We start from the raw sequence: 26445 nt of genomic DNA on the forward strand, positions 1-26445 counted from the left end.
GACAATTGATCGTCTAGAGCGGCACGATCGGCACGTCGGCGGCGACCGCCGCGGCGCCGTCGCTGCCGCCGGAACCTGCTGCGCCCGTGCGGCCGGGCGACCGCGAGCCGCCACCGTCCGCGGGTTCACTCGAGGGCGTTTGCGTTGATTCGGTGGCCGAGTTCGGCGAGGCGCCGCCGTCCGAGCCGGCGCCGATCGGCCCGCTGTCCGCGGGAGACAGCGGGCCCGCGGTGTTGCTGCCGGTCGGGCCGGGGCCCTGCGCGCCGCCGGGGGTGACCGGCACCGAGCCGTGCGCGCCCGTGGCATCGCCGGGGGCGGCGGCGTGTCCGGTCGCCACGTCGTGGCTGGCGCTGTCCGCACCGGCCTGAAGGCCGTCGACTTCCTGCTCGTTCGGGCCGCCCGAGCCGGCCCCGTCGTTCTGGGCGGCAGGATCCGAGGACGTCTGGCCCACCTGGCTGCCGTCGCCACCCTTCGCGGCCGCGTCTGCGGCCTGGCGTCCTTTGCCGTCGCCGATTCCGGCGGCCTCGCCGAGCGGTCCGCCTGGCGTGGTCGGCACCCCGGCGCTGTTCTCGTCCATCAGCCCGGCCGCCCCCGAACCAGGGCTGGAGTCGGAACCACCGGCACCGGCCTGCAGACCGCTGGCGAAATCGGCACCCAGTTGCAGGGGATTGCCAGCCACCGACAGCAGGGCGTGCCCGTTGACGTCAGAGAGATAGCCGTCCCACAGCGTCGTCAGCCGCAGCAGAATCCACGGGGCGGCGACCATCAGCCAGATCATCAGCACCGCGCGCAGCGCGTTCATCAAGCTGTCCGACCCGTACGCCGACCGCGACGAATAGATCCACAACTCGGCGATGAAGAACTTGCTGGAGCCGAGCGCATTGACCGTCCAGAACCACCGGCGACCCCAGTGCCGGGTCTCCTCCATCGCCTGCCCGGTCATCGCCATCGCCCCGAACAGCGCTGCACCGGTCGCCAGCACACCGCGGAACAGCATGATCACGAACAGGAGCAGCAGGCCGACAGACGCCATACCCGACAGCACCAGCGCCGCGAGCAGCGTCCCAGCGCCTCCGGTGAGCTCGGTGAAGCTCGTGACCAGCCGCGACGGGTCGTACGGGGTGCTGCCGTTCGCGTCGAGGACGGCGTTGGTCGCCTGGTCCCAGGCCGCGACGATCGTGTACGCGATCCCGCCGGCGAACGTGATGCCCAGCACCGCACGGACCAGCCCGCCGAGCGATGCGACCGGGCCGGGTCCGCCGCGGGTACGTAACCCGTTGATGACCGTCGACAGGATGAAGAACACGAAGATCAGCGCGACGAGGACGCCGGCCAGCGAGTTGTACGTCGAGTAGAAAGCGTCGTCGGGCGACGAGATCGACGTGGCCGTGAAGACCAAGCCGGCCAGCTTGGACAGCAGGAACACGGTGCCCTGAACCACGACGTCAACCAGGCCCTGGATGCCGGAACGGATCCCGCTGGTCAGCGCCTCCTGAACACCGCGCTGCACCTTGCAGTTCACATCGGCGATAGAGCAGTCGGCGGGCTTGGGGTCCGGGTCGTAGACCTGGGCCGCCCACTCGGCGACGCGTCCCGAACATGCTTTCTGCTTGCTGGTCCAGGCGGTCTGCTCCGGTGAACCCGGCCCAACGCTCGGCGCCGTCATCAGCCCGCAGTTGATCAGGCCGGTCGCGCCGCTGCCGGTGCTCGGGCCGTCCATCAGCACCGACGCCGTGCCCTCGCGCGGCGTCGGGTCGAGCGTGATCGACGCGGCCGTGCACGACTGCTTCTCGTCGTCGCCGACGGCCTTGCTGCAGGTGGTGGCCCAGTGCGACCGGCCGCCGGGCGGCACCGTGTCGAGGCGGACGGACCAGGGCATGCACCACGCCACCGCCCCGGGGGCTTTCGCCGCGCAGGCGCTGGCGCCCGGTGGCGTCGACGGGGCCGGACTCGGGCCCGGAGCGGCGTCCGCACGGACCGCGCCAGCGGCGATCGCGGCCAGCACGGCGGCGAGCAGCAGCACGACACGCGTCGACCAGCCGTACCGCGAACGTGCGTCGGCCCGGCGAACCCTGCGATTGCCCTCCGGTGTGGTCACGGTCGCCATGGCGGGCCTCACAGCACCAAGAGCCCGGCGATGATCGCGGTGGCCGAGCCCACGACGATCGCGACGAGACCGTTGCGCCACATCATCGACTTGCCGCGATCCGAGACGATGTGCGCGCCGAAGATCGGGCCGACACCGAACGCAATCGCGCCGGCGACCAGGCCGCAGAAAGCCGCGACGATGCCGAGCCACATGGACGCGTTCATGAGCGCATAGAAGATGCCGGACTTCGGGATCGCCGAGCCGTCCGGGTGAACGCGATCCCAGTCGAAGCCGGGTACCGGCGCAGGTGTCGTCGGTGTTGGCGCCGGGGCCGCCAAGAGCTGCTGTGCTGTGGCCGGAGCCGAGACCGTGACCCACACGGCGAGAGCCGTCAGCATCACGCACCATCCCCGCGTACACGGATCGGCGGTGTGCGGCCGGGGTCGGCGCAGCGTTCTGTCACGGCGTCGGCCAGCTGCACCAGGGCGGTCCTGGTCGCCTTCCGCAACCGGCGCGGATCGACGGGCTCGGGGCGAGCTAACTGCGCGTCGAACGGCACCGACACCACGGACGCCGCTACCCCGGCTGCCTGCTGCAGGACCGCGCGTACCTCGCGACCGACGTCGGGAGACGTCGCGACGACCGCGAGCACGACACGATCGGTGACCGGGCTGTAGCCCGCGGCGCGCAGGTGAGCCAGCAACCGCAAGGTGTGGTTGATGCTGTCGGTCGTGGCCCGGGCCACCAGGACCGGCGCGTGCGCGACGGACAGGGTGCGCCATACGCCCGTGATCAGGGCGGGCATCACGTCACACAGGGTCAGCGGGTACAGCCGGCGGACCATCTCCACGACAGCGGCGGCCTCGTCGTGCCGCGGCGGGCGACGCCCCTGCCCCTCGGTCTCTCCGACGATAGCCAGCAGACCAGCCGGCCCGTGCTGGGTCCATCGCTCGACCTCTCGGCGGCTCGTTAGCCTGGCCAGGTCACGCACCGTGTCCCAGACGGTTCCCGCGCTCGTGCGGCCGATCCGGTCGTCCAGACCGCCCCACGGGACCGGGTGCATGTCGATCGCGATCACTGGGCCGGGCACGGCCAGTGCCAACACACCTCCCAGCGCCGCGACCAACGTGGACCGGCCGACGCCCCCGTCGGCCGACGAGACCGCGACCATGGCGGCCGGCCACAGAGACGGAGCGCGCAGCCACACTCGTTCGGCGAGCTCAGCGGGACCGAACTCGCTAGGCACCGGCCTCGGCGACACGGCCCGCGGGGGGTGGCCCGGCTCGGTCGCGGTGAGCGCGGGCAGAAGCCAGCCGGTGCCTCCGCCGCGGGTTAGGGCAGAGCCCAATTCCTCGGCATCGGCGGGCGGCCCCGAGATGGCAGTGGACGGAAGCGAAAATGACACAATGCAGCCCCCAGGCTGAATGGATAATTCCCCAGGAATGGCCGGCCACGGCGGCTGATGGGGCAACCGCACGTGGCCAGCACTTTCCGGCGGCCGGTAAATCCGGCCGATCATCGGCGACGCAACATCAGGCACAGGAATCGCCTTCGGCATTCCCCGACACCGGTGTCGGACAACGACCGGCACCCCCCTCGGGCCTTTTACCGCCGGTCATTTACAACCCACCAGGTTGCCGCATACGCGGCGGCCTAGAGGGCCGCGCCGATCACATATTTGATACTGCCCAGCGGAATGGGACACCGCTAGCTGACCACCGTTAGCCAGGGCTATCCCGCGATCGGACGTACCTTTCCCGAGAATCGATGGCAGACCAATGCCGCCCGCGTACAACGCGGGCTACGGCGCACTGGTGCTATGGGCGATGAGCAACTCATCACTGAACCGTGGGTCTGGCGGCGGCGCGACCGCATAGAAGAGACCATGACGAAGGCGATCTGGGATCTCTTCGATCCGGGCAGCGATCCGCTCCTCGCGCATGCGGCAGCGGAAGCACTGCTCGGCGGCGTTGAAGCACCCACACGCACGTCCGTCACGAGCAGGCCGCTTTGGGGATATCTGTCCCAGGCTCATGGCGGCCCCGACCTCATCCTGGTCGCCGATAATCGCGTTCGCGTGGTGGTTGAGCACAAACGAGGCGCGCGGCCGAATTACACCGGCCTACCGCTGTTCGCCGGCAGCCAGCGTTTCGATGATCCGATGGCTCGCGCCGTCAACCCGATCGGCGACAGCACCCGGCATGGTCATGCCGACTGCGACTGCTACTGGCACACACAACGCGGCCGCGACGGTCTCGTCACGGCCGGCATTCCGCAGATCGACGCCTACCGCACATTCCGCCGGTGGGTTCGTCCCGAGATCAGCCTCGACGACGCGAATGACGTGATCTGGCTCCTGCTGGACCAGAAGTCGCGAGCGGCTCACACCGCCTTCCCTGAATCCGCGACCGCTGGCGCGTGGCACACCCACCGGATACCCGGCCTTCATCGACCGGCTGTCGAAAGAGCACCAGCGGGAAAGAAAGGAAAAGCGAGAAAAATCGGCCGCACTGGTCGAAAAAGTGATTCGAATGGCGTCATCGTAGCTGCGCGACCAGGGCGTCGACGCTCGCCCTGGTGACGCCGGGCATGCAGATCACATGTGACCAGCCGCCAGCGGTCGGCAACGGCCACCGGGCGGCGATCGGCGCCGGCAGGGCGCGCAGCATCACCGTGAGGGCGTTCGGGTTGCGCCAAGCCGGCCAGCCGATCGACTCCAGCGTATGCAGCGTGTAGTCGGCGAGCTCTCGCGCAGCGCGGGCTCGCTCGGCGAACCCGGCGGAGCCGAGCTTGTCGATGGCGTACCAAAGCATCGCGGCCGCCAGGCCGTTGCGGGAGCCGCTGATGGTGGTGTCGCGGCTGGCGATGTACGGCACGACGGATCCGGGGTTCTCGACGTCCCGGCGGGTGATGACGACCCCGCATACCAGCGGTGTACCCGGGAACTTGTGCCCGGAGATGGAGATGCTGTCGGCGCCGTCGGCCAGGTCGAACGCTGGCCGCCCCGATGCGGACGCGAGCGGGATACCGGACAGCGCGGCGTCGCTGTGGACGTAGCGGTGGAAGATCCCTGCGTCGTCGAGTACCGCGTGGATGCGGGCGACGTCGTCGACGGCTTCGGTCATGGTCGTGCCGATGTTGGCGGCTACGATCGCCGGCCGGCCGCGGCGCCGGGCGGCGTGCCGGTGCAGGTCAGCGTAGTCGATCTCTCCGGTGTCGGTGGTGGCGACGATGGCCGACGGCATCCGGAGCAGGTCGAGCGCTTTGGGGATGCTGTAATGGGCTGCGGCCGAGTGGTAGGTGATGGCGTTGGGCAGCAGCGTGCGGGCCTGCCGCAGGGCGTAGAGATTGCCTTCGGTGCCGCCGCTGGTGAGGTAGCCGCTCCAGCCGGGCGGCGCCCGGAACAGGTCGGCAAAGAAGGCAAGGACGTCACGTTCGAGGTCGTTGACGTTGCCTGGGTAGAGCGGGTCGGTTTGGGGGTCGCCGACGTTGTTGAGCAGATGGCCCAGCAGCGGCGCGAACAACCGGTAATCGATGTCGCGGGCGGCCGGGAACCCAATGTTCGTGAAGGCGGCGACCTCATTGCGCCGGGTGATTGCCGGCACGAGGGTGTCTGCCGTGAGATCGGCGCCGCTCTCGAGGGCGGCTGGTGCCGTATGCACGAGCGCGAGGGCAGTCTCGGTGGTCATGACGACGATCCGGAGCTTGCCGGGTGGGCGACGGGGCAGCGGGTCGTACGGACGGGCAGGGCGGTGGGAATGCGCAGCACAGCGTTGGGCCGGAACCGGATCTGGGCATCGGTGAGCGCGAGGTCGGGCAGGCGCTGGGCCAGGGTGCGCAGGGCGGTGGCGAGTAGGAGGCGGGCCACGGCGGCGCCGATGCACCGGTGCGGACCGGCGCCGAACCCGAGGTGCTGTCCGGCGCGGGGTCGGCGGGGGTCGAAGAGCTGGGCGTCGTCGTAGACCTCGGGGTCGTGGTTCGCGGCCCCGATGAGCACCAGGCAGCGGCTGCCCGCGGGGATGGCGATGCCATCCACCGTGACATCGGTCGTCGTCACGCGCAGCCAGCCATCGATGGCCGGGCTGTGCCGCAACGATTCCTCGACATGCAGCGCAAGGTAGTGATCGTCGGTGAGGTGGGCCCAGCGTCCCGGGTCGGCGAGTCCATGACGCAGTGCGTGGCCGAGCGCCGCCCCGGTCGTCTCGCCGCCGGCAGCGACGAGGTTGAAGGTGAGCGCGGCGATCTCCGCGACGGTGAGTGTGGCGTCGTCGCCGTCGCGGTACCGCAGCATGTCGCCGATCAGCCCGCTGCCGTGATCGCCGTCGGCCAACCGCTCGGTGACAGCAAGCTCGCAGTAACGCCGGAGCTTCACGCGGGAGCGGACGCCGGCTAGCTGCGCACTCGGATCGGGGTTGCCCCACATCAGGTCGGCGAGGTCGGCGATCCACACGCGCAGGTCGTCGGCGTCAGAGGTGGGCAACCCGAGGATGTCGAGCATGACGCGCACAGATAGGCGGGTGGCGAAGGTCATCAGGTCGGAGTCGGGCTGGCCGGCCAGTTCGGTGACGAGTTCGCCGATCCTGCCCTCGATGAGGTCGCCCCACTGCTCTTGGGCGCGCAAGGCGGTGGTCCCGAACAGGGAATGCAGGATGGCACGCGTGCGTCGCTGCGCGGATGTGTCTGCCGCGATTTCGACGATCGCGGCGTCGATACCGGTCAAGTCTTCATCGGCGGATGGGCTAAGCGAACACAGCGGGGAAAGGGGAGGACTCATGCCGAATCGGGAGGTATCCGACAACACCGTCCGGACGTTGTCGTGCCCGGCGATTACCCATGCGGCGAGGTCGGCGTCCCAGCTGACGAGCTGCCCGGCGCCGTATAGGTGCCGCCACGTGCAGGCCGGGTCGCGGATGTAGGAATCGTTGAATGGATCGAGTCGCATCGGAGCTCCAGGAGAACGTTGGCCGAGCGGCAATGCGGTCAAGCCAGGCCAATGGCTGCCCGGTGCAGCCCTACCGGGGTGTGCCGGACCAGCTCGCCGGGCAGAACTTCGGCGATGTCCCGGATGCCGGGCCCCGGTGTGCAGACGGGGGCCAGGGCGATCGGCTGGTCGTGCCCGCTGGCGTCGACGGCGGGTTTGAGTTCGGGGTGTGCCAGCAACGCGGTCGCTTGGCTGGCGAACACCACGCCTCCGTCGAGCAGACTGAAGAAGACGGTGCGGGCGCCCAGCGGATCGCGGATGAGTAGAAGTTCGCGCGCGAGGTTGTCCCAGACGGCGATCGAGTAGGCGCCGTCGATGCGTTGGACCATCGCGGCACCCCAGGCCCGATAGGCGTGCAACAGCACCTCCGCATCACTGCAGAGCGGCCGGGGCCGCTGGTACAGCTGCTCCTCCAGATTCCGGCGACTACTCAGCCGGCCGTCGAGGACGACGGATAGATCGGGATCGGGGCGTTCGGGATGCCGCCAGTCGGCGTAGCCACTGGGGTGACCGCGGTGCCCGAGCGCGGCTCGGCGGGCTGATCGGATGACGTCGGTCGGCAAGGCAACCGGGGCCAGCACGACGGCCATCGCGGTGAGGGCGGGCTCCGCGTCGCGTAGATCGCGGGCCAGATGGATCCAGCCGGTGATACCCATCGTCGTCTCTTCCTGGCTTCGAGTCAGCCGGCCTCGGGCGGCCAGATCTGCGATCGGCTGCCGCGCTGCCCTGCGGGCAAGCGCCACATCGACCAGACCTGGGGCCTCCCGGAAGGGCGCTGAGCCTCGTCGGGTCGATATCCCGCAGCGGCCAGGACGGCCTGCTCATCCGAGGTGCCGACGTCGGTGCAGGCGACGACGCCGGCCCGGTCGAGGCGGCGATGCCGGTGCGCCAGGAGATCCAAAGCGTCTTGGGTATTTGCGGCGGCCAGGATCACCAGGTGCAGGTGCGGCAATCGGTCGTGCGTGCGTGGCGCTGCAACGCCGAGCCCGTCGATCAAAGCGTGCGCATGCCGGCCGAGCGCCGCCCCCAGCAAGTCACGGATGTCAGCATCTCCTGGAGACGCGACGACGGTGCGATCCAGCCAAATTGCTGCGGCGCGATCGCCGATCACGTCGACGTTGCCGTGGCCGAGGGCGTGCTCCGCGAGAACGGCCGCGAGCACATAGAGCACTTGCCGTCGGGTGTCATCGTCCGGAATGAGCTGTCGCGCCCAGGCTCGTCGTGAAACGCGCCGGGCAGCGAGGTCCGCGACGACGGGAACCGCCGCGCGCGTGGCGCACACGACAGCCTCGAAGTCGTCCGTGCGCGATTCAGCGACCTGCTGGTCGGGCCCGCTACTCGACGCGGCTCCGCTCGGTGCGGAGTCGTGCAGCGAGAGACCGGGCAGGTCGGTTGCGTTCGTCGGTGCCGGCGAGCCTGGCACCTTAGCGGACAGCAGAATCACGAGGATCCCTTCCTGGAGAACTGAGTTGCGGATATCGCCTTCAACCCGCGATAGCGGGAGAGCAGCCCTCACTGAACGTCACCCCGGGCGAACATTTCCGTTCGGCTCAGCCGAACAGGCGATGTCACCGTCGGATCCCACAACGTCTACAGTCGAGGCAGCCTTGGGCACGGGTTCGACACTGGTCGCCGAGCACTTGCCGAGGTAGCTGACCGGCACTAACCCGGGCTAACCCGAAGGCAGCCATGACTAGCGTCGCCACAGTCATATATCGATGGAAGTCGATGGATCAGTGCCTGAAGAGGCCAGGCAAGGACGCCGACCTTTAGGGGAGATAAGCATGGCCGTGGGACCTCAGCAGCTATTGCAACCCGACATGGGCAGACGGCTGCCTGTCGATGTTCGCTCGGCGCTGGTCGCCATGGGCATGGCGTGCAATCAGGCGACGATGCTCATGCATAACGCTTTCGGCTTCTCCATGCAGGTCCAATCACTGCTCGACAGCCAGCGCGCTTCCGAGCCGGCCAGCCGCCTGGCCGTCCAGGTCGCCGAGGATCTCCGCGATCTGTCCGACCAGAACTTCGAGCAGGCCATCGTCGTGCTCGCCAGAGCCGGCGCGGTGTACGCCAACTACGCCTCGCAGGTCGCAGTCGCGCTCGCGGAAAACACGAGCCCACCGCTACCACAGTTGGAGCCGATCCGGCCATCTGACGTGATCACCGCCTGCGGACACTATCTGCCAGAGGTCAGTTTCGAAAAGGACAGCGACGAACCATCAATCGTCGGGGAGCAGAACCAGGCCATCGCTGACGCCCGCAGACACCTCAACAATCTGATCACTCATCACCTGCAGAGTGAAAACGTCCTCGCCTACGACGAGATCGCCGCGGTCGCCATCACCAGGGCCGATGACGGCGACCGCGGCAGGTCCGCCGAGTTTGCCGACGCCCTGCACGTCTATGCAGGCGTGCTCGTGTGGGCGATCGGCGTCTTCAGCGGAGCCGATCCCGACGATGCCGGCCCGACTCGTACGGCATGATCGCCACGACCGAAGGACGACGGAGGCCTGCGCTGGTCGCAGCGTCCACGAACAGCTAGAACACAAAATCAGCATCGACAGGTAGGCCGAGGTTCGCCACCGGCACTCCAAGCGCCGCAGCAAGCAGATGCAAGCTGTATTGGCTGGGGACCTTATGGTTGTTCTCCCACTTGCTGATCATGATCAGTAGTGAAGGCAACTCGGCCGAGCCCCGGTGCATGCCACCGACCTCACGGATCCGATGCGCGAGCTGCAGCTGAGACCACCGTCGCCACATCCGCTCCCGGCGCAGACGCCGGCCAAAGGTCAATGGCTCCGCTGACTCACTGCCGGTTCTCGCCGGCGCCGAAGCCATGGCAGAACGATCTCCTCCCGTACGTGTCCCGGCACGCAGATGCCAGGTCGTTGGACATCGCCGTCGAATCGGACGACCTTCGTGTCGTTAGCCTTCCTCGGCTCAGATGCAGGATGTGGCCCTGGCTACCGGCATCGGCTTGTACAGCTCACTGGCGCTGGTGAATTTCGCTGGGATCGCGGTCAGGATGGGGATGTCGCGTGCGGGGCCGCGGGCACTGAGAGGCCTCGGCTGATCTCGGCCAACGGCGGATCGGAGGGTGACGGCGTACAAGTGCGTGCCGACGCGGTTGCCGCTTTCCGCCTGGACGATGGCGGGTTGGTCGGCCGCGCAGCCGGCCGGGCTCGTGGTGGCCCGCTGCCCGGCTGCGGCGCCCAGCGGGGCCGCCACGGCGAGCAGGATGATGGCCAGTGTTTTCATCGTTATCTCCTTCGGTTGGTGTGGTGCCGGGCTCAGGGGTGGATGCGCACGAGCGCGCCCAGGGGGACGCGGGCGAGTACGGGTAGCGCCGACGCGGGTATGGCCAAATTGCCGTGCCCGGCGCCGGCGGCAATCGCGATGGTGACCGCGCCGCACTGGTGTGTGGTGTGTGCCGCGAGCTGCAGGAAACGCCGGCCAGGCTGCGTTTCGTCAGGGGCCACGGCCAGGACGAACGTGCGGCCGATCGGGACGTGGTCCGTTCCGCTGGCTATCTCGAGATGCCAACCGCGTGCGAGGCGGCCGCTGAAGGCCAGGTTTAGTTGTCGATCCCGCAGGTGAACGTGAATCTCGTGACGGCTGTAGCCGGTGGTCACCCGCTCCGCGTCGAGCCAGCCTGTTGCCCCGCGCGTCCGGCCAGGCAGAAGCACCTGGACCCAGCCGGGTTGCTGGTCGACGACCGGGAGCCACAACGGCTGCCCTTTCAACGTGCCCGACAGCCTTGCGAAAGCGACACCGCCCGGCTCGGCGCGGACCTCCAGATCGGTATTGGCCTGTATGAGCAGACCACGATGTCCTTGATGCGGGTATTCGTCGAGCGGCGCCATCGAGTAGGCGTTCTGCGGGGTCGCCTCGGGCAGGTTTTGCAAGGCCGCTGCCGTATACGCAGTCGGGGGCTGTGCATGCGGCCGCTGTCGTGACCCGCAACGCACGGACGGCTCCCCGGCGCCGATGTCGGCGGGAGGCCGCCGAATACCTGTCTGCGCCAGGAGCCGGGCCGTCAAGTAGCTGGCTGTGGCCACAGCCACAGTCAGGACGACCAGCGCCGCATCGACTCGCTGCGGCCCAGACGTCGCGAGCCCCGCCAGACTGCCTGGCCGCCTCCCGGTCATGACTTCCCGGTTCGACGAACCGTCGCGTCGGGGCCAGGCGGATGCGTGAGCTTCTGACCTGGCCTAGCGACCGCCACTAGCGAGGAGCTCGACACGAACGTCCGTTGATCTGTCATGCGGCCTAGACTCGCCCGTCACCCGCAATCCCGCTACGGCCAATACATTGCGCACTATCGAGTGCGTAACCAGGAGCTACACGCGAACGGGACGGCTACACCGCTCATAGCGAGAGGCCGCGATCCTCTGTTAAACCAAGATGCCTCCTCGACGTCGAGGCACCCGAACGGCCGTGCTCAACGTAGTTGGAGCCTATCCGGGCGTGCCCGAGTGGCGGCAAAGCGCCTGGTCTGATAGTAAATGTCCAAATGTTAGGAACTAGATGATCATCAATTGCTTTCGCGCAAGGCATGCCGTTCTTTAACGGCCCAACCATGCCTATACTGGCCGCTTGAGTCGCCACCCGGGCATCTCGCGGCAAGGCCGGCGGGCGACTCCTCGTAACGCCGCGAGCAGCAAAGGAGGGGTCCGACTCGTGTCGCGAGAGCTCCGGAAGAGGTGCCAGCGTATCGTTGACGGACTCGGCCTCCCGCAGCCATTCTCACTCGAATTGTTCCTCGGGCAGCTAGAGAAACGGCGTGGTCGGCGAATCCGCACTCTGCCGATTCCACCCCGTCTCGCGCCCTCCGCTCCGTGCGGGCTGTGGATTGAAACAAAAGATATTGACTTCATCTTCTATGACGCGGGCACGACTCCTTTTCACCAGAGGTTCATAATCGCGCATGAATGCGCCCACCTGGTCTGCGCGGATCAGGAGTCAAGCATGTCCGCCGGCTCCCTGGATCTGAGGCAGATACTGCCGCACCTGGACCCTTCGTTGATTCAGCGCGTTCTGGGACGTGACGGCTACACGGACGCGGAAGAAGAAGAGGCTGAAATGATAGCGAGTCTAATTATGGACCACGACATCAAAACCGCAGGCGCAAAGCCGGGTGCCATGGGGAGGCTCGAATCGGTGTTGGGGTCACGATCCCATCGACCTCTCAAACAGTGACACCGACTCGTTCACGCCAGCCGCTATTTCGCCACGATTGAGTACGATGGATTTCTATTCTCAATTAGCGGTACTCGAAGCCGCAAACCTCATTGCGCTATGGGCAGTCGCGATCGTTCGTGTCCCGATCGCCATTCGCTCATCGCAGTCCTTCATCTCGTGCCTCGCAATCATTGTCGAGGCGCTGTCGATGACGATTGCTCATCCGCCAGTTGGTCAGGCTATCAACAGGATCAGCGGTATTGCGAATATCGAGACCCTATTGAAACACCTACTGTATGTCGCATTCGAGGGACTGATCATCCTTGCTCTGCTTATCATTCTCGACCGGGATACAAAGCGCAACCACGCCATTCTTTGGACATGCACCGGCTTTACGGCACTGACGATGATCGCCGGCTTCAGTTACGACCGAGAGACGCCAAATACGTTCTTACTCCCCGAACGCCCGGGCATTTCCGTCCTGTTCCTATACTCTCTCGTCTATGTCCTATACACGGGCGGCGCAAACATCGTCGGACTGGTCTTGTTTTCGCGCTTCGGGCGTCGAGCGGAATCGGGTGTCCTGCGCGTGAGCCTCAGATTTCTCTCCGCCAGCTCTGCGGCAGGAATCTGCTACTCGGCGCTCCGTGCTTCTCTGCTATTCGATCTGATGTCGCCACTACTAATCGTGGCATTACTCGTGACAATGTACCTGGGTCTATTGTTGTGCTCCACCGGAAGCCTGCTCTCCGCGCTGCCTGAGTATTCCAAGCTGGTGTGGACTTATCGGTCACACAGAAGGCTGTATCCGCTATGGAGGGACCTGACAGCCGCCACGCCCGGGATAACGCTCATCAAGCGACGCGGCTTCCTTCGGGAACTATCGTCAGGCAGTCTCGACCTTCGATTCCAGCGACGCGTGGTCGAGATCCGCGACGGGCTGATAGCACTGCGCAAGCACGTTCCGGCGGACATTCCTCCCTTTGCGCTGCAATTCGTAGAGAACAAGATAGTTTCTTCTGATGGTGTCGACGCTGCCGCGGACGCGATTGTTTTGGAAGTGGCTCGTCGCGCCAAGGTGCTAGGTCAAGCAGCGCCAGACGCGATCGCGGGTGAGCCATATCGCATAAAGGCAACCGGGCCAAGCCTGTTCGAGGAGGTCCAGATTCTGAGCAAGCTTGCCGTCGCTTATCGGCATTCTTACGTCGAAGAATTTGTGCACGACTACAAGCTGAATGAGTGGCCGAAATCTACGAGATCCGGCCAGATTGATGCTCGATAGGCAAACGGCGCGTACGACAGGAATTGCAGGGAAATCCATATTACCCGAGTGAAGAAGTGGGTGGCGTCAAAATGGCAGCCGAAACATCAGACACGAGATACGCCTTCGACAACGACAGCATGGAGGCCAAGAACCAACTCGAACTCATCAGTCAAACGGTGGACTCCCATACTTTCAGCGACTTGGAGTCGATCGGGGTCTCCTCCGGCTGGAAATGTTGGGACGTCGGCGCGGGAGCAGGCACCATCACCACATGGCTGTCCGAGCGAGTAGGGCCGGACGGTTACGTTCTCGCTACCGATATCAAGCCCCAGCACATCACCGCGCACGCAAACGTGGAAATCATGCAGCACGACATCCGGACGGACCCCAGTCCGGTCGAAAAGTTCAACCTGATCCACGCAAGACTCCTCCTGATGCACCTACCAACCCGGGAGGAGATCCTCCGCCGACTAGTTGATTCGCTGAATCCCGGCGGACTGCTAGTCATTTCCGATTGGGAGACCAACTATCTCGACTTGATTCTCGACAGCCCCGATGAAATGAGCACGCAGATCGTCACGCGCTTGCTTGAAATCCTGCGGGCAGGAAGCCCCATGTTCGGCATCGACCCCCGCTGGGCCGCGCGAGCCGCTGGCGTGATGCGCAGGGCGGGTCTATCCGACGTCAAGACCCACATTCATGCGCGGTCATGGCAGGGCAATACCGGAGCCTGCCTTCTCCACCGCAGCAACGCGATCCAACTCCGGCCACAATTAGTTGAGGGCGGCGGCTTCACCGAGGACGAAATTGACACCCTCCTAGAGGTACTTGTCGACCCCCGCTTCCTTATTTCCTCCCACCTGATGTTCACGACGATCGGAGCACGCCCCTAGAGGATGCTCTGGGTGTGGGTCGCTTAATCTGATGAAGCGCCATTGCTCATCAGCGCAGCAAGGTCGGCACGCCTGGCAGCACGTCGGCCAGTGTCGCGCCTGCCGTACACCGACATGCAGCGTCCGGGACGCTGTCGTACAGACCGGTGGTGGCGCTGCCGGATCATTCCCACCGTGGAACCCGGTCCCGGGGCTCAGCTGGCACCTCCACTATGGCCTCGCATGGGCCGGCGAGGTCGCGGTCGCGCAACGCGCACGCCGGCCGGCCGGGCCGGCCGGCCGCGTCTGCAACGTGGTTGTTCTGGAGGCAACCCTTCTCAGCTACGGTCACGTGCGGTCACCCGCGTCGGTACCCGCCTGAACCGGCCCGCGCGCTCTAGCGTTGTCGGGGTGGCCGCGAGGGGACCGATCACCAACCTGCATGTACGGCCCGCAAGCCCTCACGAACAGCAGCCGATCACCGACCTGATCCGCGCCCGAGCCTTCTGGCTCATCGAACGGGGCCTCGCGGATTAGCACGCATCCGCCGACGAGCTCGCTGCCCAGGCCGCCGACCCGGACATCCCGATGTGGGTTCTCACCGCCGGACGGTGCCGTGGTCTGCTGCACCATCCTTCTATGAGCAGTCATCCCCGGCCTGGTTCTGGACCGAGCAGGAGCGTGCCGAACACGCCTTGTTCAAGGCGACCACCGTTACCCACCCCCGATGCGCCGAGCAGCGGCTCGGCTGCCACTTCGCCTGGTGGGTGCTCGACTACGCGGCCCGCACCGGCCGGACGTGGGCACCCCTCGGGACGACCGAACCGGGCCTGGTCAGCTACCACCGCGAGGTTCAGGGCTGGGACGTCGTCCGGGTCATGGACCGCGTCGACGTCAACCGCACCGGCATGGCCTGACGGGCAAAACCCCAGTCGAACCTACTGATCTAACAGCGAGGCCCAGCTCTTCTCGGCCCGGCCGTCCACAGATCATTCCCGCCATCCTCGATCGAGGGCGACCCCGGCAGCCGAGCGCACGGCCCTTCGACGGACGGTGCGGGAACGGCCGCTGCGGACGTTCAAGCGAGGGAAGCGTGTTCCGGACGTCGGCAACGCGCCGCCCGCTCAGACCGGCGGTCTAGCCAGCAGCCACGCCGGCGCTTCCGAGCGCGCCACAAGGAGCTAATGGGCTGGGAAGTGCTCAGCTTGGCCGGCCACCTGGAGCTATCCGTCGTTCTGGTGGGCGCTCGTCTTCGGATCCGTCTCCTGGATCGCAATCATGTGCTCAGCGATGGCCAAGAGATGTTCGCGGAGGCTCGGTGACAGATCGGCAAATCGGGTTGCGATTCGTCTGACGCCAGCGTCGGCAAGCAGGTTCAGCACGTGAAATTCATCAGCGATCGCCCTGGACTCAGCATCATCAAAGAAATAGGCGGGGCTCCGAGAGAAGAAGGCAGCGAGGGATGCGAGCACGTTCTTCGTCGGGTTGACCTGGATCCCGCGGCGCAGCGACGAGAGGTACGCGCCGGAGATTCTGTCGCCGAGCTCGCTCATCTTGGCAGCGACCTCGTCGTTGCTATACGGCTTCCCGTCGGAACGCAGCTGGGTGGCGAAGAGCAGGTTGATCTTGCCGGCCAGCGTCAAGTCCGGCTCGCCGGCGGTCGGGGGGCCACTAGGCTTCTCGGCCGACGAGGCTGACCTATCTGCAGTCATGCATGTCCTCCCGACGCCAAGTTCAACTGGCAGGAATCTGCTTGCACCTAGATCGCTACTATAGTTGACAAGATAGGTAGCGATCACTCTAAGCTAGCGGCGGTTCCACATCAACCCGTCGTGATCGCAGTCAACACAGGATGACAAACGCCCCAGTGAAGGGAGGAGGTGTAGAGGGTCGGGCGGCACGGCATGCACCACTGGGCCTCTCAGCGCCGACACCGACCTTACGGTAGCAAATCCACCTACCTAGGACCATACGAGTCAGCCTCACCTGTGCGTCGCGGCTGGTCGGTGAACTGGTGCCGCCAGCATCATCACCGTCGCGTCCTTGGCGTACGGCTCACTCAGAAGCGAATCATCAACTGTCACGGACCGGCGCACCGGACGCCGGACCACGATGGGATCTTCCGGGGCGTTGGTGCAGGGCTTTCATAGAAAGAGGGTCCTGGCGGCCCGCCCCCACGCCCAAGCCGAAGCCGGCCAGATGCGCCATCGGGGGTGGCGCCATGACATCTGCAGACGGGTCTGTTCATCGTGACCGAGCCGCGTCTGCGCACCCGCCAACCGCCGCCCCCGTATAGCCGCCTGACGAATTCCGCCGGCCACCCCGCAGCGAGCAATCCGAGCAAGTCGACTTAGGTCGCAACCAGCGGAATGTCAGTCGGTGCTGTGATCACCAGGCGCGCAGGCCACTCAAGAACAAATCACCCTTTCGCAAGGGAGGATTGAGGGACGGTGCAGGCGTGAGGCTCCCAGACACTGAAGAGGGTCGCAGACAAATACTCCAGCACATGACACATCAGTGGCGGGAACCCATACTGCGGTTATTCGCCATCGGTCCGCTCCGCTACCGAGAGGTCAAAGAACGAATCATCGACGAATACAACCCAGCGCCACTGGATGGTCAGGTCAGCAAGGTACTCGGATCCCTCGGCGCTCTCGGCTACATAGAGAAAGCCGCCGGGAAACGCAGTCCATGGAACATCACCGTTCTCGGGAAGCGAGCCATAAGCGTCCTCGACCACGCATACCGGGGAGGCAACGCCGATCGGGCCAATCCTGCGCCCACGGTGGACCGTGGTGAACCCACACGCTACAGGCGCGCTGGGGTGCATGACATGGACGGCCTAACCTTCGACACCACCCGGGCACACTCAGCCCGCCGGTACGACTACTGGCTTTGCGGCAAGAACCACTTTGAGGCGGACCGGATCTCCGGTCAAGAGTTCGAGGCGTTGTTCCCGACCGTGCGACTGGCCGCTCGCGAAAACCGGGATTTCCTCGGCCGCGCCGTTCATTACTTGACGGCGAGGGCCGGCATCCGCCAGTTTCTCGACATCGGCCCAGGTCTGCCCACTGCCAACAACACGCATGAGGTCGCCCAGAACGTCGCCCCCGACTCCCGCGTCGTCTACGTCGACAACGACCCGATGGTGCTGCGGCATGCTCAAGCGCTGCTGACCAGCAGGCCAGAGGGGAAAACCGCGTATATCGGCGCCGACCTGCGAGACCCGCAGGCCATCCTGAACCACCCCTTCCTGGCGAGCACTCTGGACCTGTCTCAACCGGTCGGCCTGATGCTTGTCGCCGTCCTGCACTTCATCCATGGAAAAGGCGCCGCCAAGAAGATCGTTGACACGCTGCTCGGTGCCCTGCCAACTGGCAGCTTCCTGGTCGTCTCGCACGGCACGCAAGATTTGGTCGGAGAGAGCGTGCGGGCTGTTCACCGCCAGTACGTCATCGATGGGAAAACCGACGTTTGGCCACGTGACCAGGCCGAGTTCGCCACTTTCTTCGACGGACTCGACCTGGTCGATCCGGGCATCGTCCAGGTCAGCGACTGGCGTCGTGATCTCGGCTCGCCGACCCCTCGCAAAGAGGACGTCGGAATCTGGGCGGCCGTAGCAAGAAAGCCGTAAGGCGGTGATTTCCATCGGACTTGGCCGAGGGAACTCGCGGCGAAAGGAGGCTGCTGCCAGCTTCGGACGCCGGGCGCCGCGGCCGGGAGATGCTGAGGATGCTGGCAGTATCAACCCGGGTGCTGCCAGTTGAAGGAATTTCCCGGGCGTGTGCCGAATCCCTGGCGCCGGCGTCGCGGCAGTAAGTCCGCCCCGTCAGCCCTGACTAGCCACCGTGCTCGGTCCGGCCGCTGGCTCGGGGCGTTGCCAGCCCACCGTCGGACGTCCCAGCAGGCCCGTCAGGGGTTAGCGTCGTTACCGGCACCTCCGCCCGGGCCGGGTGCGTTCGGTCGAGAACCGTGATTGACGATGCCGAGTTGCCGCCAAGACCGCGCGGCGGCCGCACTGGCAGGCAGGGGCCAGCGGCTTGGCGACCCGAACCGACGACCGATCATGATCATCGGCATTGGGGTGATGTTCCGACGCGACTCCTCAAAATCACTGTCGCCGATTCCCGAAAATTGACCCCCTGTGGGTTGCTGGGTCCACCGGGGGTCAGTCTTCAGGGAGCGGCGACAATCACCCGACCGTGATGGCGATTCCTCCACACGCACAAACGGTCGTCGCATTCCGAATGCTGAATTTGTCGCCCGGTCAGTGACAGTAGCGCTAGGTGGCAGGTGACAGGTGAGCCTCACTTTCAGGTCCACCGCTATCGTGCGCGCACCACACGCCCGCGCGCACGCGCGCGTAAGCCGCCAACCCGGGAAAGTGCGGTACATCCGTCACCTGTCACCCGCCGCCGACCACGAGCAGCCGCTAGGGATCACGGCTCCACCGGCAGAACGCCCTGTCCGTCCTCGCCGGTCAGCAGCAACGTCCCGCTGTAGAAACGCTGGCCTTTCCCGCCGCGCACAACAACGACCGCGAACCGCGTCTGCATCTCCTGTGTCAGCCGCTTCGCCGACACCGGCCGCTCGCCCAACTGCTCGCACCACTGCTCGTAGGCATCACGGAGCACGCCGACTGGAGTGCGAACGTGCGCCGAGCCGGGCTGGAGCCGGCATTGCTCGTCGACGAAACGTCCGACCGTGTCCTGATCACGGGCGTACGCCTCGGTCGCCGACGACACCGATGCCGGCTCACGCAGGCCGCCCTCGTGGTACGCAGCAGCCCCGCCTACTATCCACGCCAGCACGACCGGCGCGTCCTGAGCCAGACGCTCGCCGAGAGTCTTGTCCTGACGTTCCGGCGGCACCACTCGCGTGAATGGCAGCACCCGCAGCCGCCTCCAAAACGCTGGGCCGCCGGCCCGCGCTACCGGAAGATGGTTACCGAGCAACCACAGCGTGTGGCTCGGCTCGAACGTGAACCAGTCGCGTCGCATGAATCGCGCCGACAAGGAATCCCGGCCGGTCAGCTGCTTCACTCGGGCCTCGGCGAACCGTTGCCCTTCGTCCAGCTCGGCGCATACGACTAGCCGCGCGCCGGAAAGCTGTGCCAGCTCCGCGGGGTGCTCCGCATGCTTGCGCACCATCAGCATTTCCGATGACCCGGCTCGCGCGTATCCGTTCTCACCACGACCTAGCGCGTGCATCGCCGCCTCGAGCAGCGTCGACTTACCGTTCGCCCCGGGCCCGATCGCGAAAGGCAGCAACTGCTCGAGGACGCTGCCGATCGCCGACACCCCGATCAGCCGTTGCACATACCCAGCCAAGTCCGTGTCGTCGCCGAAAGTGTCGTGCAAGAACTGGTCGAAGGCGTCCGACCGGCGCTGGAAGTCCGGCGCAGCAACCGTCGAGCGGGTGTGCAACAGAGCGGGATCCGCCTCTCGGACACGCCCCGTCCGTAGATCGACCACGCCGGCGGGCGTATTGAGTTCGTACGGCCGAGCATCCAGCGCGGCGAAAGACACCGTAACCGCGGGATCAGAGCGAGCCAGCCGCACGACGCCGGATACGCCACCGGCCGACAGTGCCTGAGTCCGGAATCGTCGCCAGCTGCCCGCCGTCGGCAACTGACGAGCCATGCCCCGGACAAACTCGCGGTGCCGTTCGGCGTCGTCCCATACCCACCGATGCCCCTGCCACAGCAGCCACTGCCCGCGCTGCGGGCAATATCGAAGTTCATGCCCGTGGTGTGCCACCAAGGCTCGTGCAAGCCCGTCCTCTGTTGGCCCCCACGCGGCGGGCGTTGGCAGCGACTCCCTCGCCACATGGACGGTACTGTCCACCGGATGTTGCCGTTGATCCATGACGGCGTCTCTGACGGTTTTGTCCGCCTCGGGATCGCCTGGAGAAATTGCGGATCCGAATCCGGCCTGCTTCAGCGCCCGCGCCGCAGCAGCGTGGTCTCCGCAATGTTGAAGCACAGCCAGAACGTGAAACTTCGTCAGAGGAGTTTCCGACTCCAATGCCGTGCTGGTGCTGAAGATGAACAGGCGATCCCGGTCGTCGGCCCGCCCTGTCGTGGCCGAGATCCCGTGTTGCTTTCCCGGCCGGCGCCAATAGCGCGTGCGGCCAACTGCATGCACAAACGCCCATCCCGCTGGGAGCAGGATATCCTTCCAATCCGTTCGACGTTCGAAATCATCCCCGGGCGTAACGTCGAGTTGAGGCGGGCTGGGTGACTCTCGTTGAGGCCTCGGCGCCGCGGGTGGAGGCATCTCGTCGAGCGCGCGAACGGCGTTCAGGAGAGCGGCCCGCTCCCCGGATGAGATCGTAGGAACGCGCTGCGGCGATGAGTCGGCTAGAGCGACCCAGGGCCGCCCGGTTTCATGGACGGCTCCGTGCGAAGGCGCAACGATCGTGTATCCGCCCTCGCCTCGGGTTTCGGCAAGCGTCTTGATCCGGTCTGCCGGCTCCCTTAGGAGTTCTTCCGAGGTTGCCGGCCGACGGGCGAGTTTGAGGTTGCGGTCGATCGGGCTGCCGTCAACGCGATAGAGAACATGCACCCCGCCCGACGGCGTCCGTTCCCAATAACCAGACGCAGTGAGGCGATTCCAGAGGTCGGAAAGGCCGGCCACCTCGAGAAGCTCCACAAGTCTCTGCCCGAGTCCCTCGGCCACGGCGCGGCCTTCGAGTTCTAGCATTTCGAGGTCCCCAGACGTGGCGCCGCAAATGACTCCGATACCTGGCTGGCCGGTTCTGAACCAGTTCTCCACTTGTGAGCGGTCCGGCCTCGAAGTCTGATACGACTTCCAAGCGACTAAGGGTGCTTTGGTTCCGTCGGCACGTATCGGGATGACAGCGCAGCCGGCCTCATGCCAGGCGTTTGCGGCCGCAACCATGTCAGATGTGTGTTCCACCCAGTCCCCATCGAGTGCCTGCTGCCCCGGTCGAACACTGGCAGCGACTATCCCTGCGAGATATGATGACCTTGCGCGAAGGGTCTGCAGAGCCGTCCTGAATCGCGCGCCGGAGGCTTGACCCCCACAGAAATCTTTGTGAAGGTCGTGAACGACGAAGCGGTTCTCGGCTCCTCAGACTGGTTTAACGTCGGCGTTGGGCGCGATCCCGCTGAACGCGCCTTACTGCGCGCTCGTAACCTCGTTCCTGGTCCGCGACTTTGGCCGGTTGAACCGTGTGCGTATCGAGCAGCTTCTGGACCTGCGCGCGGGTGAACTTCCGCTTCCTCGCGATATGCACGTGCTCAACGCGCCCCTCTCGGCATTGATCGGCGAGCCACCGCGCTGAGACCTTGAGTTGGCGCGCCACCTGCTCAACGGAGAAGTAGAGCTCCTCCTCGTCGGTATCGACTGGAGGGGCATGCTTGGCATCTCGGTTCGGCATCGTCTACCTCCTGCCACGTTGTAGACGCCGACGGGTGGCATTGCGGAGGCGGCAGTCGCAGCCTCGAAATATCTACCAGCCGTCGTCGGCTCCCAGCAGGAACCGTCATGCAGGTTCCTGTCGTCTACGTCGAGCCTTGACCAGCGAGACCGTCCAGGGCAGCTCAGACACCCCTGACTGGGGCTGTCCTCCGCTGTCTCGTCGCCTGTCCGACCGCAGCGGTAGGGCGGCGCGTGACAGCCGTGCGTCGCCTTCGGGATCGGACGGCTGTCACGCGCTCGGGGCCGCAGCCAGTCGCCTGCAGCCAACTGTGATATGCACCACTGAATCCCGGAGTCCGGGCAGCCGCTAGGGAAGGCGTAAACACCCCTAGAGGTCGTCGGCCCCGAGTTGTTTCCCCAGCTCAAGGGCACTTCGGGGCGAACAAAGGCGACTCGATTGGGTGGCGGCCCTGGCCATCGTCAAGATCATAAGGTGTGAGCATGTGTGCACAAACAGAAAACGCACTGTCCACTCTGGAGAGTGCGACAGCGCGTTTTGCCTGCTCAAAAGGGGTGGAGCTGAGGGGACTCGAACCCCTGACCCCCACACTGCCAGTGTGGTGCGCTACCAGCTGCGCCACAGCCCCTTACCGTCCCCGGAGTTATCCGGGCACGGAGGAAATACTACACACCCCGGTCGGGTCAGTTCAGGAGGGGGTCGGGAGGGAAGTGAGCGACGGCCGCGAGGATGTCGCCCTGGCGGCGCAGCACCATGGCCCACAGGTCGTCGGGGCGGTTGATGAACGGGTCGCCGGGCAGGGCGTCCAGCAGGAACCAGGAGCCGGCGGCGATCTCCTCCTCGAGCTGGCCGGACGACCAGCCCGAATAGCCCGCGAACACCCGGATGCCGGCCACGCTCTCGCGGATCCGGTCGGGGTCGGCGGAGAGGTCGACGGTGCCGAGCGCGCCGGACACCTGGTGGAAGCCGGTCACCCGTTTCTTGACCTCGGGGCGGGTGCGGGCCAGGCAGATCGCCGACTCGGGCTGCACCGGGCCGCCCTCGAACAGCACCGCCGGCTCGCCGGCCAGCGAACCCCAGTCGCCCAGGACCTCGGCGACCGGGACCTCGGTCGCGCGGTTGAGAACCACGCCCAGGGCGCCGCCGGCCTCGTGGGCCACCAGCAGCACGACCGTCCGGTCGAAGTTCGGATCCTTCAGGGTGGGAGTCGCCACCAGCAGTCGGCCGGTCATCGACTCCATCGACCGGCCTCCGATCCGCTGGCCCTCGCTATGCACGAGTGACCCATCGCGCCAACGCCATGCCCAGCACATTAGCCCGTGATTCTCCGCCCCGATAAGGTCTGCCCATGAACGCAGCCGCGGAGATCGGGGTTATCGGCGGGTCGGGGCTTTACGCGCTCCTCGAGAACGCCGAAGAGGTCGAGGTGTCTACGCCCTATGGTCCACCCTCCGACGCCGTGACGGTGGCGCAGGTGGGGGACCGCAGGGTCGCGTTCCTGCCGCGACACGGGCGCGATCACCGGTTCCCGCCGCACAAAATCCCCTACCGGGCGAATCTTTGGGCGCTTCGCGCCCTGGGAGTACGCCAGATCGTGGCCCCCTGCGCGGTCGGTGGCCTGCGGCCGGAGCTGGGGCCGGGCACGTTCGTGGTGCCGGACCAGTTGATCGACCGCACGAGTGGCCGGGCGCAGACGTTCTACGACGAGGGCGCGGTGCACGTGTCGTTCGCCGACCCGTACTGCCCGGCCGGCCGGGCAGTGCTGCTGGAGGCGGCGGGCGACGTCGATCCGGTGGACGGCGGCACCATGGTCGTGGTCGAGGGGCCGCGGTTCTCGACCCGGGCCGAGTCGCGCTGGTTCACCTCGATCGGCGGCGCGGTGGTCAACATGACCGGGCATCCGGAAGCCGTGCTGGCCCGTGAGCTGGCCCTCTGTTATTCGGCGATTGCGCTGGTCACCGACCTCGACGCGGGGGTGGAGGGCGACCAGGGGGTGACGCACGAGGAGGTGTTCCGGGTTTTCGGGGAGAACACGGAACGGCTCCGGGGCGTACTCCTGGATGCCGTGACCAAACTCCCGGCCGTGCGGGAGTGTCCGTGCGTGACCGCTCTCGATGGCATCAAGCTTCCGTTCGCCCTGCCTTAAGAGGCCTGACACCCTCCACTGAGAGGGTGCAGCCGTGCTCAGAGATCACACCTCGGCGCGCGCCGTCGGATTCGCCGGATCGACCCTGATCGCGGTGGGTGGTCTCGGTGCGGGGGCGCTCCCCATCGGAGCCTCCGGCCGGCACGCCCAGCTCGGGATCGTGTCTGTCTACACCGGACTGTTGCTGCTCGTCCTCGCCTGGTGGTGGTACGGCCGGGTGGCCCGGGAGCAGTCGCACTGGGGCACGCTCGCGTGGTGGGCTGCACCGCTGCTGCTCGCGCCGCCGCTGTTCAGCCGGGACGTCTACAGCTACCTCGCGCAGGGGCTGATGATCGATTCGGGGATGGACGTCTACCAGCACGGGCCGGCGCTGCTCGGCGGCGAGGTCGCCGACCAGGTGCCGGACATCTGGCAGCACACCCCGAGCCCGTACGGCCCGGTGTTCCTGCTGGTCGCCCGGGCGGTGGCCGGCCTGCTCAGCGCCCATCTCCTGCTCGGGATCATCGCGATGCGGCTGGTCGCGGTCGCCGGCCTGGTGCTGCTGGCCCGGGCGCTGCCGGTGCTGGCCCGCTCGGCCGGGGTGAGCCCGAACGGCGCGACCTGGCTGGCCCTGCTCAATCCGCTCGTCCTGATCCACCTGGTCGGTGGCGCGCACAACGACGCCCTGATGGTCGGATTGCTGGCGGCCGGCCTGGCCGCGGCGGTGCGGCAGCGGCCGATTCTGGGAACGGTGCTGGTGGTGGCGGCGGCCCTGGTCAAGTGGCCGGCCGCGCTCGGGTTGTTCGCGATCGTGGCGATCTGGGCGAACGGCCGCTGGGTGCTGCTGAAGGTGGCGGCGACCGCGGTGACCGCGACCGTGGCGATCACCGCGGTGGCCGGCACCGGCTACGGCTGGATCAGCGCCCTCGCCACCCCGATCAACACCGAGAACTGGTCGCTGACCGGCCTGCTCGGCCGGTGGACGGCCGGTCTGCTGGGCACGCACCTGGCCGCCGAGGCGTGGCGGTGGGCGGGGCTGCTCGCGATGGTCGTGGTGGCCGGCGTGGTGTGGACCTATCGGGCCCGGCTCGGGCCGGTCTACTGCCTCGGCATCGTGCTGACCGCGGTGGTGCTGTTCGGCCCGGCGATCCGACCGTGGTACCTGGTGTGGGGCCTGGCCCCGCTGGCGGCGGTGGTCGCGAACCACGTCGTGCGGCGCGTGCTGGCCGGCTTCTGCGCGGTGCTGGTGCTGGTGGTGCTGCCCGACGGCTTCGCCGCGGACGCCGACCGCCTGCTGCTGGCGGTGCTGGGCGGCCTGATCGGGGTGGCCGCGTTCCTCGTCGTACGCCTCGTGGTGATGCCGGTGAAGGCGCTGCGATGATCTTTCGATCCAAGGCTTTCGTCGTCGTTGCGGCGATAGCCGTGGCGGTGTTCCTCGCGACCGTCCCGACGTTCCGGCACTTCTTCGATCTCGGCGTCTACCGGGGTGCGGTGCACTACTGGCTGATCGACGGCGGCGACCTCTACGACTACCGCTACCAGGGCACCGAGTACGGCTTCACCTACCCGCCGTTTGCCGGCTTGGCGATGAGCCCGCTGGCGATCACCTCGTGGCCGGTCGCGGTGGCGGCGAGCGTCGTGCTCAACTGCGTCGCCGTGATCCTGCTGATCCGGTGGTATTTCGTGCCGATCCTGCAGAGCCGCGGCTGGCCGGTCTGGACCCCGTGCGCGCTGATGTTCCTGGGCTTCCTGGTGTTCGAGCCGTCCCGCGACACGTTCAGCTACGGCCAGGTGAACCTGCTGCTCCTGGTGCTGGTCGGCAGCGATCTGCGCAACAAGCGCTTCGCCGGCGTGGGCATCGGCCTGGCCGCGGCGATCAAGCTGACGCCGGTGATCTTCATCGGTTACCTGATTCTGGCCCGCCGTTACCGGGCCGCCGCCACCGCCGCGATCACCTGCGCCGCGGTGACGATCCTCGCGCTGCTGGTGGCCCCGGACGCCTCCCGCGCGTTCTGGACCGACGCGGTCTGGGACACCAGCCGCATCGGCCGCCTCTACTACGTCTCCAACCAGTCCCTGCGCGGCGTGCTGGCCCGGCTCGACGCGCCGTCGATGTGGTGGCTGGCCGGGGTGGCGCTGATCGTGGCGTACTGGTGCTGGTGGGTCCGCACCCGTCAGCCCGGCCCGGCCGCCGGCTTCGCGGTGACCGGCGTGGTCGCCTGCCTGATCAGCCCGATCACCTGGGTGCATCACCTGGTGTGGCTGATCCCCGGCCTGTTTCTGCTGCTCGACCGCACGCTACGCACGCGGGACCGCCGCCTGCTGGCGACGCTCGGCGCCGGCTTCGTGCTGATGAGCAGCAGCATCGTCTGGATCTGGTGGGCACACCCGCACGGCTGGCCGGCCTTCCCCGGCAGCAACACCTACGTGTGGCTGAGCATCGCGGTATTTCTCACCCTCACCAGAGAGAAAACCCGAATCGGGGAGTACGCCGAGAAAAGCTGACAACCGCAACACCGGCAGCCGGCG

The 26445-nt window shown here is 66.6% G+C and carries 24 protein-coding genes and 1 tRNA gene; 10 read left to right on the plus strand and 15 right to left on the minus strand.

Annotated elements, in window-relative coordinates; genetic code table 11:
- Positions 1 to 13: 13 nt before the first annotated feature.
- The 3 genes from AB0E90_RS42420 to AB0E90_RS42430 are packed head-to-tail and all read right to left on the minus strand — an operon-like array spanning position 14 to position 3335.
- The gene (locus tag AB0E90_RS42420) at positions 14 to 2098 is read right to left on the minus strand and encodes a hypothetical protein (protein ID WP_360417990.1); all 2085 of its coding nucleotides are present in this window, start codon (positions 2096 to 2098) and stop codon (positions 14 to 16) included.
- 17 nt (positions 2099 to 2115) lie between these two features.
- On the minus strand, positions 2116 to 2487 hold the full coding sequence (locus tag AB0E90_RS42425) for a hypothetical protein (RefSeq protein WP_360418042.1): 372 nt from the start codon (positions 2485 to 2487) through the stop codon (positions 2116 to 2118).
- The gene (locus AB0E90_RS42430) at positions 2487 to 3335 is read right to left on the minus strand and encodes a hypothetical protein (RefSeq protein ID WP_360417991.1); all 849 of its coding nucleotides are present in this window, start codon (positions 3333 to 3335) and stop codon (positions 2487 to 2489) included. Before AB0E90_RS42430 ends, AB0E90_RS42425 begins: the two co-directional genes overlap by 1 nt.
- 573 nt (positions 3336 to 3908) lie before the next feature.
- Between AB0E90_RS42430 and AB0E90_RS42435 the strand changes: the two genes are divergently transcribed.
- Positions 3909 to 4670, plus strand: a complete 762-nt coding sequence (locus tag AB0E90_RS42435) for a hypothetical protein (protein WP_360417992.1) — start codon at positions 3909 to 3911, stop codon at positions 4668 to 4670.
- On the opposite strand, the gene AB0E90_RS42440 is transcribed toward AB0E90_RS42435, so the two are convergent.
- The 4 genes from AB0E90_RS42440 to AB0E90_RS42455 are packed head-to-tail and all read right to left on the minus strand — an operon-like array spanning position 4627 to position 8586.
- The gene (locus tag AB0E90_RS42440; RefSeq protein ID WP_360417993.1) at positions 4627 to 5778 is read right to left on the minus strand and encodes a histidine decarboxylase; all 1152 of its coding nucleotides are present in this window, start codon (positions 5776 to 5778) and stop codon (positions 4627 to 4629) included. The genes AB0E90_RS42435 and AB0E90_RS42440 overlap by 44 nt on opposite strands.
- The gene (locus tag AB0E90_RS42445) at positions 5775 to 7073 is read right to left on the minus strand and encodes a cytochrome P450 (RefSeq protein ID WP_360417994.1); all 1299 of its coding nucleotides are present in this window, start codon (positions 7071 to 7073) and stop codon (positions 5775 to 5777) included. Before AB0E90_RS42445 ends, AB0E90_RS42440 begins: the two co-directional genes overlap by 4 nt.
- The gene (locus AB0E90_RS42450; protein WP_360417995.1) at positions 7070 to 7726 is read right to left on the minus strand and encodes a hypothetical protein; all 657 of its coding nucleotides are present in this window, start codon (positions 7724 to 7726) and stop codon (positions 7070 to 7072) included. The genes AB0E90_RS42445 and AB0E90_RS42450 overlap by 4 nt, the downstream gene beginning before the upstream one ends.
- Before the next feature lie 23 nt (positions 7727 to 7749).
- Positions 7750 to 8586 carry a hypothetical protein gene (locus tag AB0E90_RS42455; RefSeq protein ID WP_360417996.1) on the minus strand — a complete coding sequence of 279 codons (837 nt, stop codon included), beginning with the start codon at positions 8584 to 8586 and terminating at the stop codon, positions 7750 to 7752.
- Between the two features lie 268 nt (positions 8587 to 8854).
- Here AB0E90_RS42455 and AB0E90_RS42460 point away from each other — a divergent pair, with 268 nt between their 5' ends.
- Positions 8855 to 9553 carry a hypothetical protein gene (locus AB0E90_RS42460; protein ID WP_360417997.1) on the plus strand — a complete coding sequence of 233 codons (699 nt, stop codon included), beginning with the start codon at positions 8855 to 8857 and terminating at the stop codon, positions 9551 to 9553.
- A 55-nt stretch (positions 9554 to 9608) separates the two neighbouring features.
- Here AB0E90_RS42460 and AB0E90_RS42465 read toward each other — a convergent pair whose 3' ends face one another.
- The 3 genes from AB0E90_RS42465 to AB0E90_RS42475 form a co-directional block, all read right to left on the minus strand.
- Positions 9609 to 9908: a helix-turn-helix transcriptional regulator gene (locus AB0E90_RS42465; RefSeq protein WP_360417998.1), complete on the minus strand. Its 300-nt coding sequence runs from the start codon at positions 9906 to 9908 to the stop codon at positions 9609 to 9611.
- A 102-nt stretch (positions 9909 to 10010) separates the two neighbouring features.
- Positions 10011 to 10328 carry a hypothetical protein gene (locus AB0E90_RS42470; protein WP_360417999.1) on the minus strand — a complete coding sequence of 106 codons (318 nt, stop codon included), beginning with the start codon at positions 10326 to 10328 and terminating at the stop codon, positions 10011 to 10013.
- Between the two features lie 32 nt (positions 10329 to 10360).
- Positions 10361 to 10975 carry a hypothetical protein gene (locus AB0E90_RS42475; RefSeq protein WP_360418000.1) on the minus strand — a complete coding sequence of 205 codons (615 nt, stop codon included), beginning with the start codon at positions 10973 to 10975 and terminating at the stop codon, positions 10361 to 10363.
- A 775-nt stretch (positions 10976 to 11750) separates the two neighbouring features.
- Between AB0E90_RS42475 and AB0E90_RS42480 the strand changes: the two genes are divergently transcribed.
- From AB0E90_RS42480 to AB0E90_RS42495, 4 genes are all read left to right on the plus strand, one after another.
- Positions 11751 to 12269 (plus strand): ImmA/IrrE family metallo-endopeptidase, encoded by a 519-nt coding sequence (locus AB0E90_RS42480; RefSeq protein ID WP_360418001.1) that lies wholly within the window; start codon positions 11751 to 11753, stop codon positions 12267 to 12269.
- A gap of 46 nt (positions 12270 to 12315) precedes the next feature.
- A complete protein-coding gene (locus AB0E90_RS42485; protein WP_360418002.1) occupies positions 12316 to 13533 on the plus strand; it encodes an MAB_1171c family putative transporter in 1218 nt (405 codons plus the stop codon).
- Between the two features lie 71 nt (positions 13534 to 13604).
- Positions 13605 to 14408, plus strand: coding sequence for a class I SAM-dependent methyltransferase (locus AB0E90_RS42490; RefSeq protein WP_360418003.1), 804 nt, complete (start codon positions 13605 to 13607; stop codon positions 14406 to 14408).
- Between the two features lie 590 nt (positions 14409 to 14998).
- On the plus strand, positions 14999 to 15304 hold the full coding sequence (locus AB0E90_RS42495; RefSeq protein ID WP_360418004.1) for a hypothetical protein: 306 nt from the start codon (positions 14999 to 15001) through the stop codon (positions 15302 to 15304).
- A gap of 306 nt (positions 15305 to 15610) precedes the next feature.
- Here AB0E90_RS42495 and AB0E90_RS42500 read toward each other — a convergent pair whose 3' ends face one another.
- Positions 15611 to 16030, minus strand: a complete 420-nt coding sequence (locus tag AB0E90_RS42500) for an XRE family transcriptional regulator (RefSeq protein ID WP_360418005.1) — start codon at positions 16028 to 16030, stop codon at positions 15611 to 15613.
- A gap of 863 nt (positions 16031 to 16893) precedes the next feature.
- Here AB0E90_RS42500 and AB0E90_RS42505 point away from each other — a divergent pair.
- Entirely contained in the window at positions 16894 to 18021 is a 1128-nt protein-coding gene (locus AB0E90_RS42505) for an SAM-dependent methyltransferase (protein ID WP_360418006.1), read from the plus strand.
- A gap of 805 nt (positions 18022 to 18826) precedes the next feature.
- On the opposite strand, the gene AB0E90_RS42510 is transcribed toward AB0E90_RS42505, so the two are convergent.
- From AB0E90_RS42510 to AB0E90_RS42525, 4 genes are all read right to left on the minus strand, one after another.
- Entirely contained in the window at positions 18827 to 21289 is a 2463-nt protein-coding gene (locus AB0E90_RS42510) for a phage/plasmid primase, P4 family (RefSeq protein WP_360418007.1), read from the minus strand.
- A 202-nt stretch (positions 21290 to 21491) separates the two neighbouring features.
- Entirely contained in the window at positions 21492 to 21791 is a 300-nt protein-coding gene (locus AB0E90_RS42515) for a helix-turn-helix domain-containing protein (RefSeq protein WP_360418008.1), read from the minus strand.
- Between the two features lie 555 nt (positions 21792 to 22346).
- Positions 22347 to 22419: transfer RNA gene (locus AB0E90_RS42520), tRNA-Ala, on the minus strand.
- Between the two features lie 55 nt (positions 22420 to 22474).
- Positions 22475 to 23032 (minus strand): YqgE/AlgH family protein, encoded by a 558-nt coding sequence (locus tag AB0E90_RS42525; protein ID WP_360418009.1) that lies wholly within the window; start codon positions 23030 to 23032, stop codon positions 22475 to 22477.
- A 107-nt stretch (positions 23033 to 23139) separates the two neighbouring features.
- On the opposite strand from AB0E90_RS42525, the gene AB0E90_RS42530 reads away from it, so the two are divergent.
- The 3 genes from AB0E90_RS42530 to AB0E90_RS42540 are packed head-to-tail and all read left to right on the plus strand — an operon-like array spanning position 23140 to position 26421.
- A complete protein-coding gene (locus tag AB0E90_RS42530) occupies positions 23140 to 23937 on the plus strand; it encodes an S-methyl-5'-thioadenosine phosphorylase (RefSeq protein WP_360418010.1) in 798 nt (265 codons plus the stop codon).
- 34 nt (positions 23938 to 23971) lie between these two features.
- Entirely contained in the window at positions 23972 to 25297 is a 1326-nt protein-coding gene (mptB, locus tag AB0E90_RS42535; RefSeq protein WP_360418011.1) for a polyprenol phosphomannose-dependent alpha 1,6 mannosyltransferase MptB, read from the plus strand.
- The gene (locus AB0E90_RS42540) at positions 25294 to 26421 is read left to right on the plus strand and encodes a glycosyltransferase 87 family protein (RefSeq protein ID WP_360418012.1); all 1128 of its coding nucleotides are present in this window, start codon (positions 25294 to 25296) and stop codon (positions 26419 to 26421) included. Before mptB ends, AB0E90_RS42540 begins: the two co-directional genes overlap by 4 nt.
- Positions 26422 to 26445 lie beyond the last annotated feature (24 nt).

Source organism: Actinoplanes sp. NPDC026619 (genome assembly GCF_040638295.1).
Taxonomy (GTDB): domain Bacteria; phylum Actinomycetota; class Actinomycetes; order Mycobacteriales; family Micromonosporaceae; genus Actinoplanes.

Bases quoted from the DNA above. Each gene is read 5' to 3' on its own strand.
- AB0E90_RS42425 (WP_360418042.1), bottom strand. From the start codon at position 2,487: ATGCTGACGGCTCTCGCCGTGTGGGTCACGGTCTCGGCTCCGGCCACA.
- AB0E90_RS42435 (WP_360417992.1), top strand. From the start codon at position 3,909: ATGGGCGATGAGCAACTCATCACTGAACCGTGGGTCTGGCGGCGGCGC.
- AB0E90_RS42440 (WP_360417993.1), bottom strand. From the start codon at position 5,778: ATGACCACCGAGACTGCCCTCGCGCTCGTGCATACGGCACCAGCCGCC.
- AB0E90_RS42450 (WP_360417995.1), bottom strand. From the start codon at position 7,726: ATGGGTATCACCGGCTGGATCCATCTGGCCCGCGATCTACGCGACGCG.
- AB0E90_RS42460 (WP_360417997.1), top strand. From the start codon at position 8,855: ATGGCCGTGGGACCTCAGCAGCTATTGCAACCCGACATGGGCAGACGG.
- AB0E90_RS42465 (WP_360417998.1), bottom strand. From the start codon at position 9,908: ATGGCTTCGGCGCCGGCGAGAACCGGCAGTGAGTCAGCGGAGCCATTG.
- AB0E90_RS42470 (WP_360417999.1), bottom strand. From the start codon at position 10,328: ATGAAAACACTGGCCATCATCCTGCTCGCCGTGGCGGCCCCGCTGGGC.
- AB0E90_RS42485 (WP_360418002.1), top strand. From the start codon at position 12,316: ATGGATTTCTATTCTCAATTAGCGGTACTCGAAGCCGCAAACCTCATT.
- AB0E90_RS42490 (WP_360418003.1), top strand. From the start codon at position 13,605: ATGGCAGCCGAAACATCAGACACGAGATACGCCTTCGACAACGACAGC.
- AB0E90_RS42505 (WP_360418006.1), top strand. From the start codon at position 16,894: ATGACACATCAGTGGCGGGAACCCATACTGCGGTTATTCGCCATCGGT.
- AB0E90_RS42510 (WP_360418007.1), bottom strand. From the start codon at position 21,289: ATGGTTGCGGCCGCAAACGCCTGGCATGAGGCCGGCTGCGCTGTCATC.
- AB0E90_RS42515 (WP_360418008.1), bottom strand. From the start codon at position 21,791: ATGCCGAACCGAGATGCCAAGCATGCCCCTCCAGTCGATACCGACGAG.
- AB0E90_RS42525 (WP_360418009.1), bottom strand. From the start codon at position 23,032: ATGGAGTCGATGACCGGCCGACTGCTGGTGGCGACTCCCACCCTGAAG.
- AB0E90_RS42530 (WP_360418010.1), top strand. From the start codon at position 23,140: ATGAACGCAGCCGCGGAGATCGGGGTTATCGGCGGGTCGGGGCTTTAC.
- AB0E90_RS42540 (WP_360418012.1), top strand. From the start codon at position 25,294: ATGATCTTTCGATCCAAGGCTTTCGTCGTCGTTGCGGCGATAGCCGTG.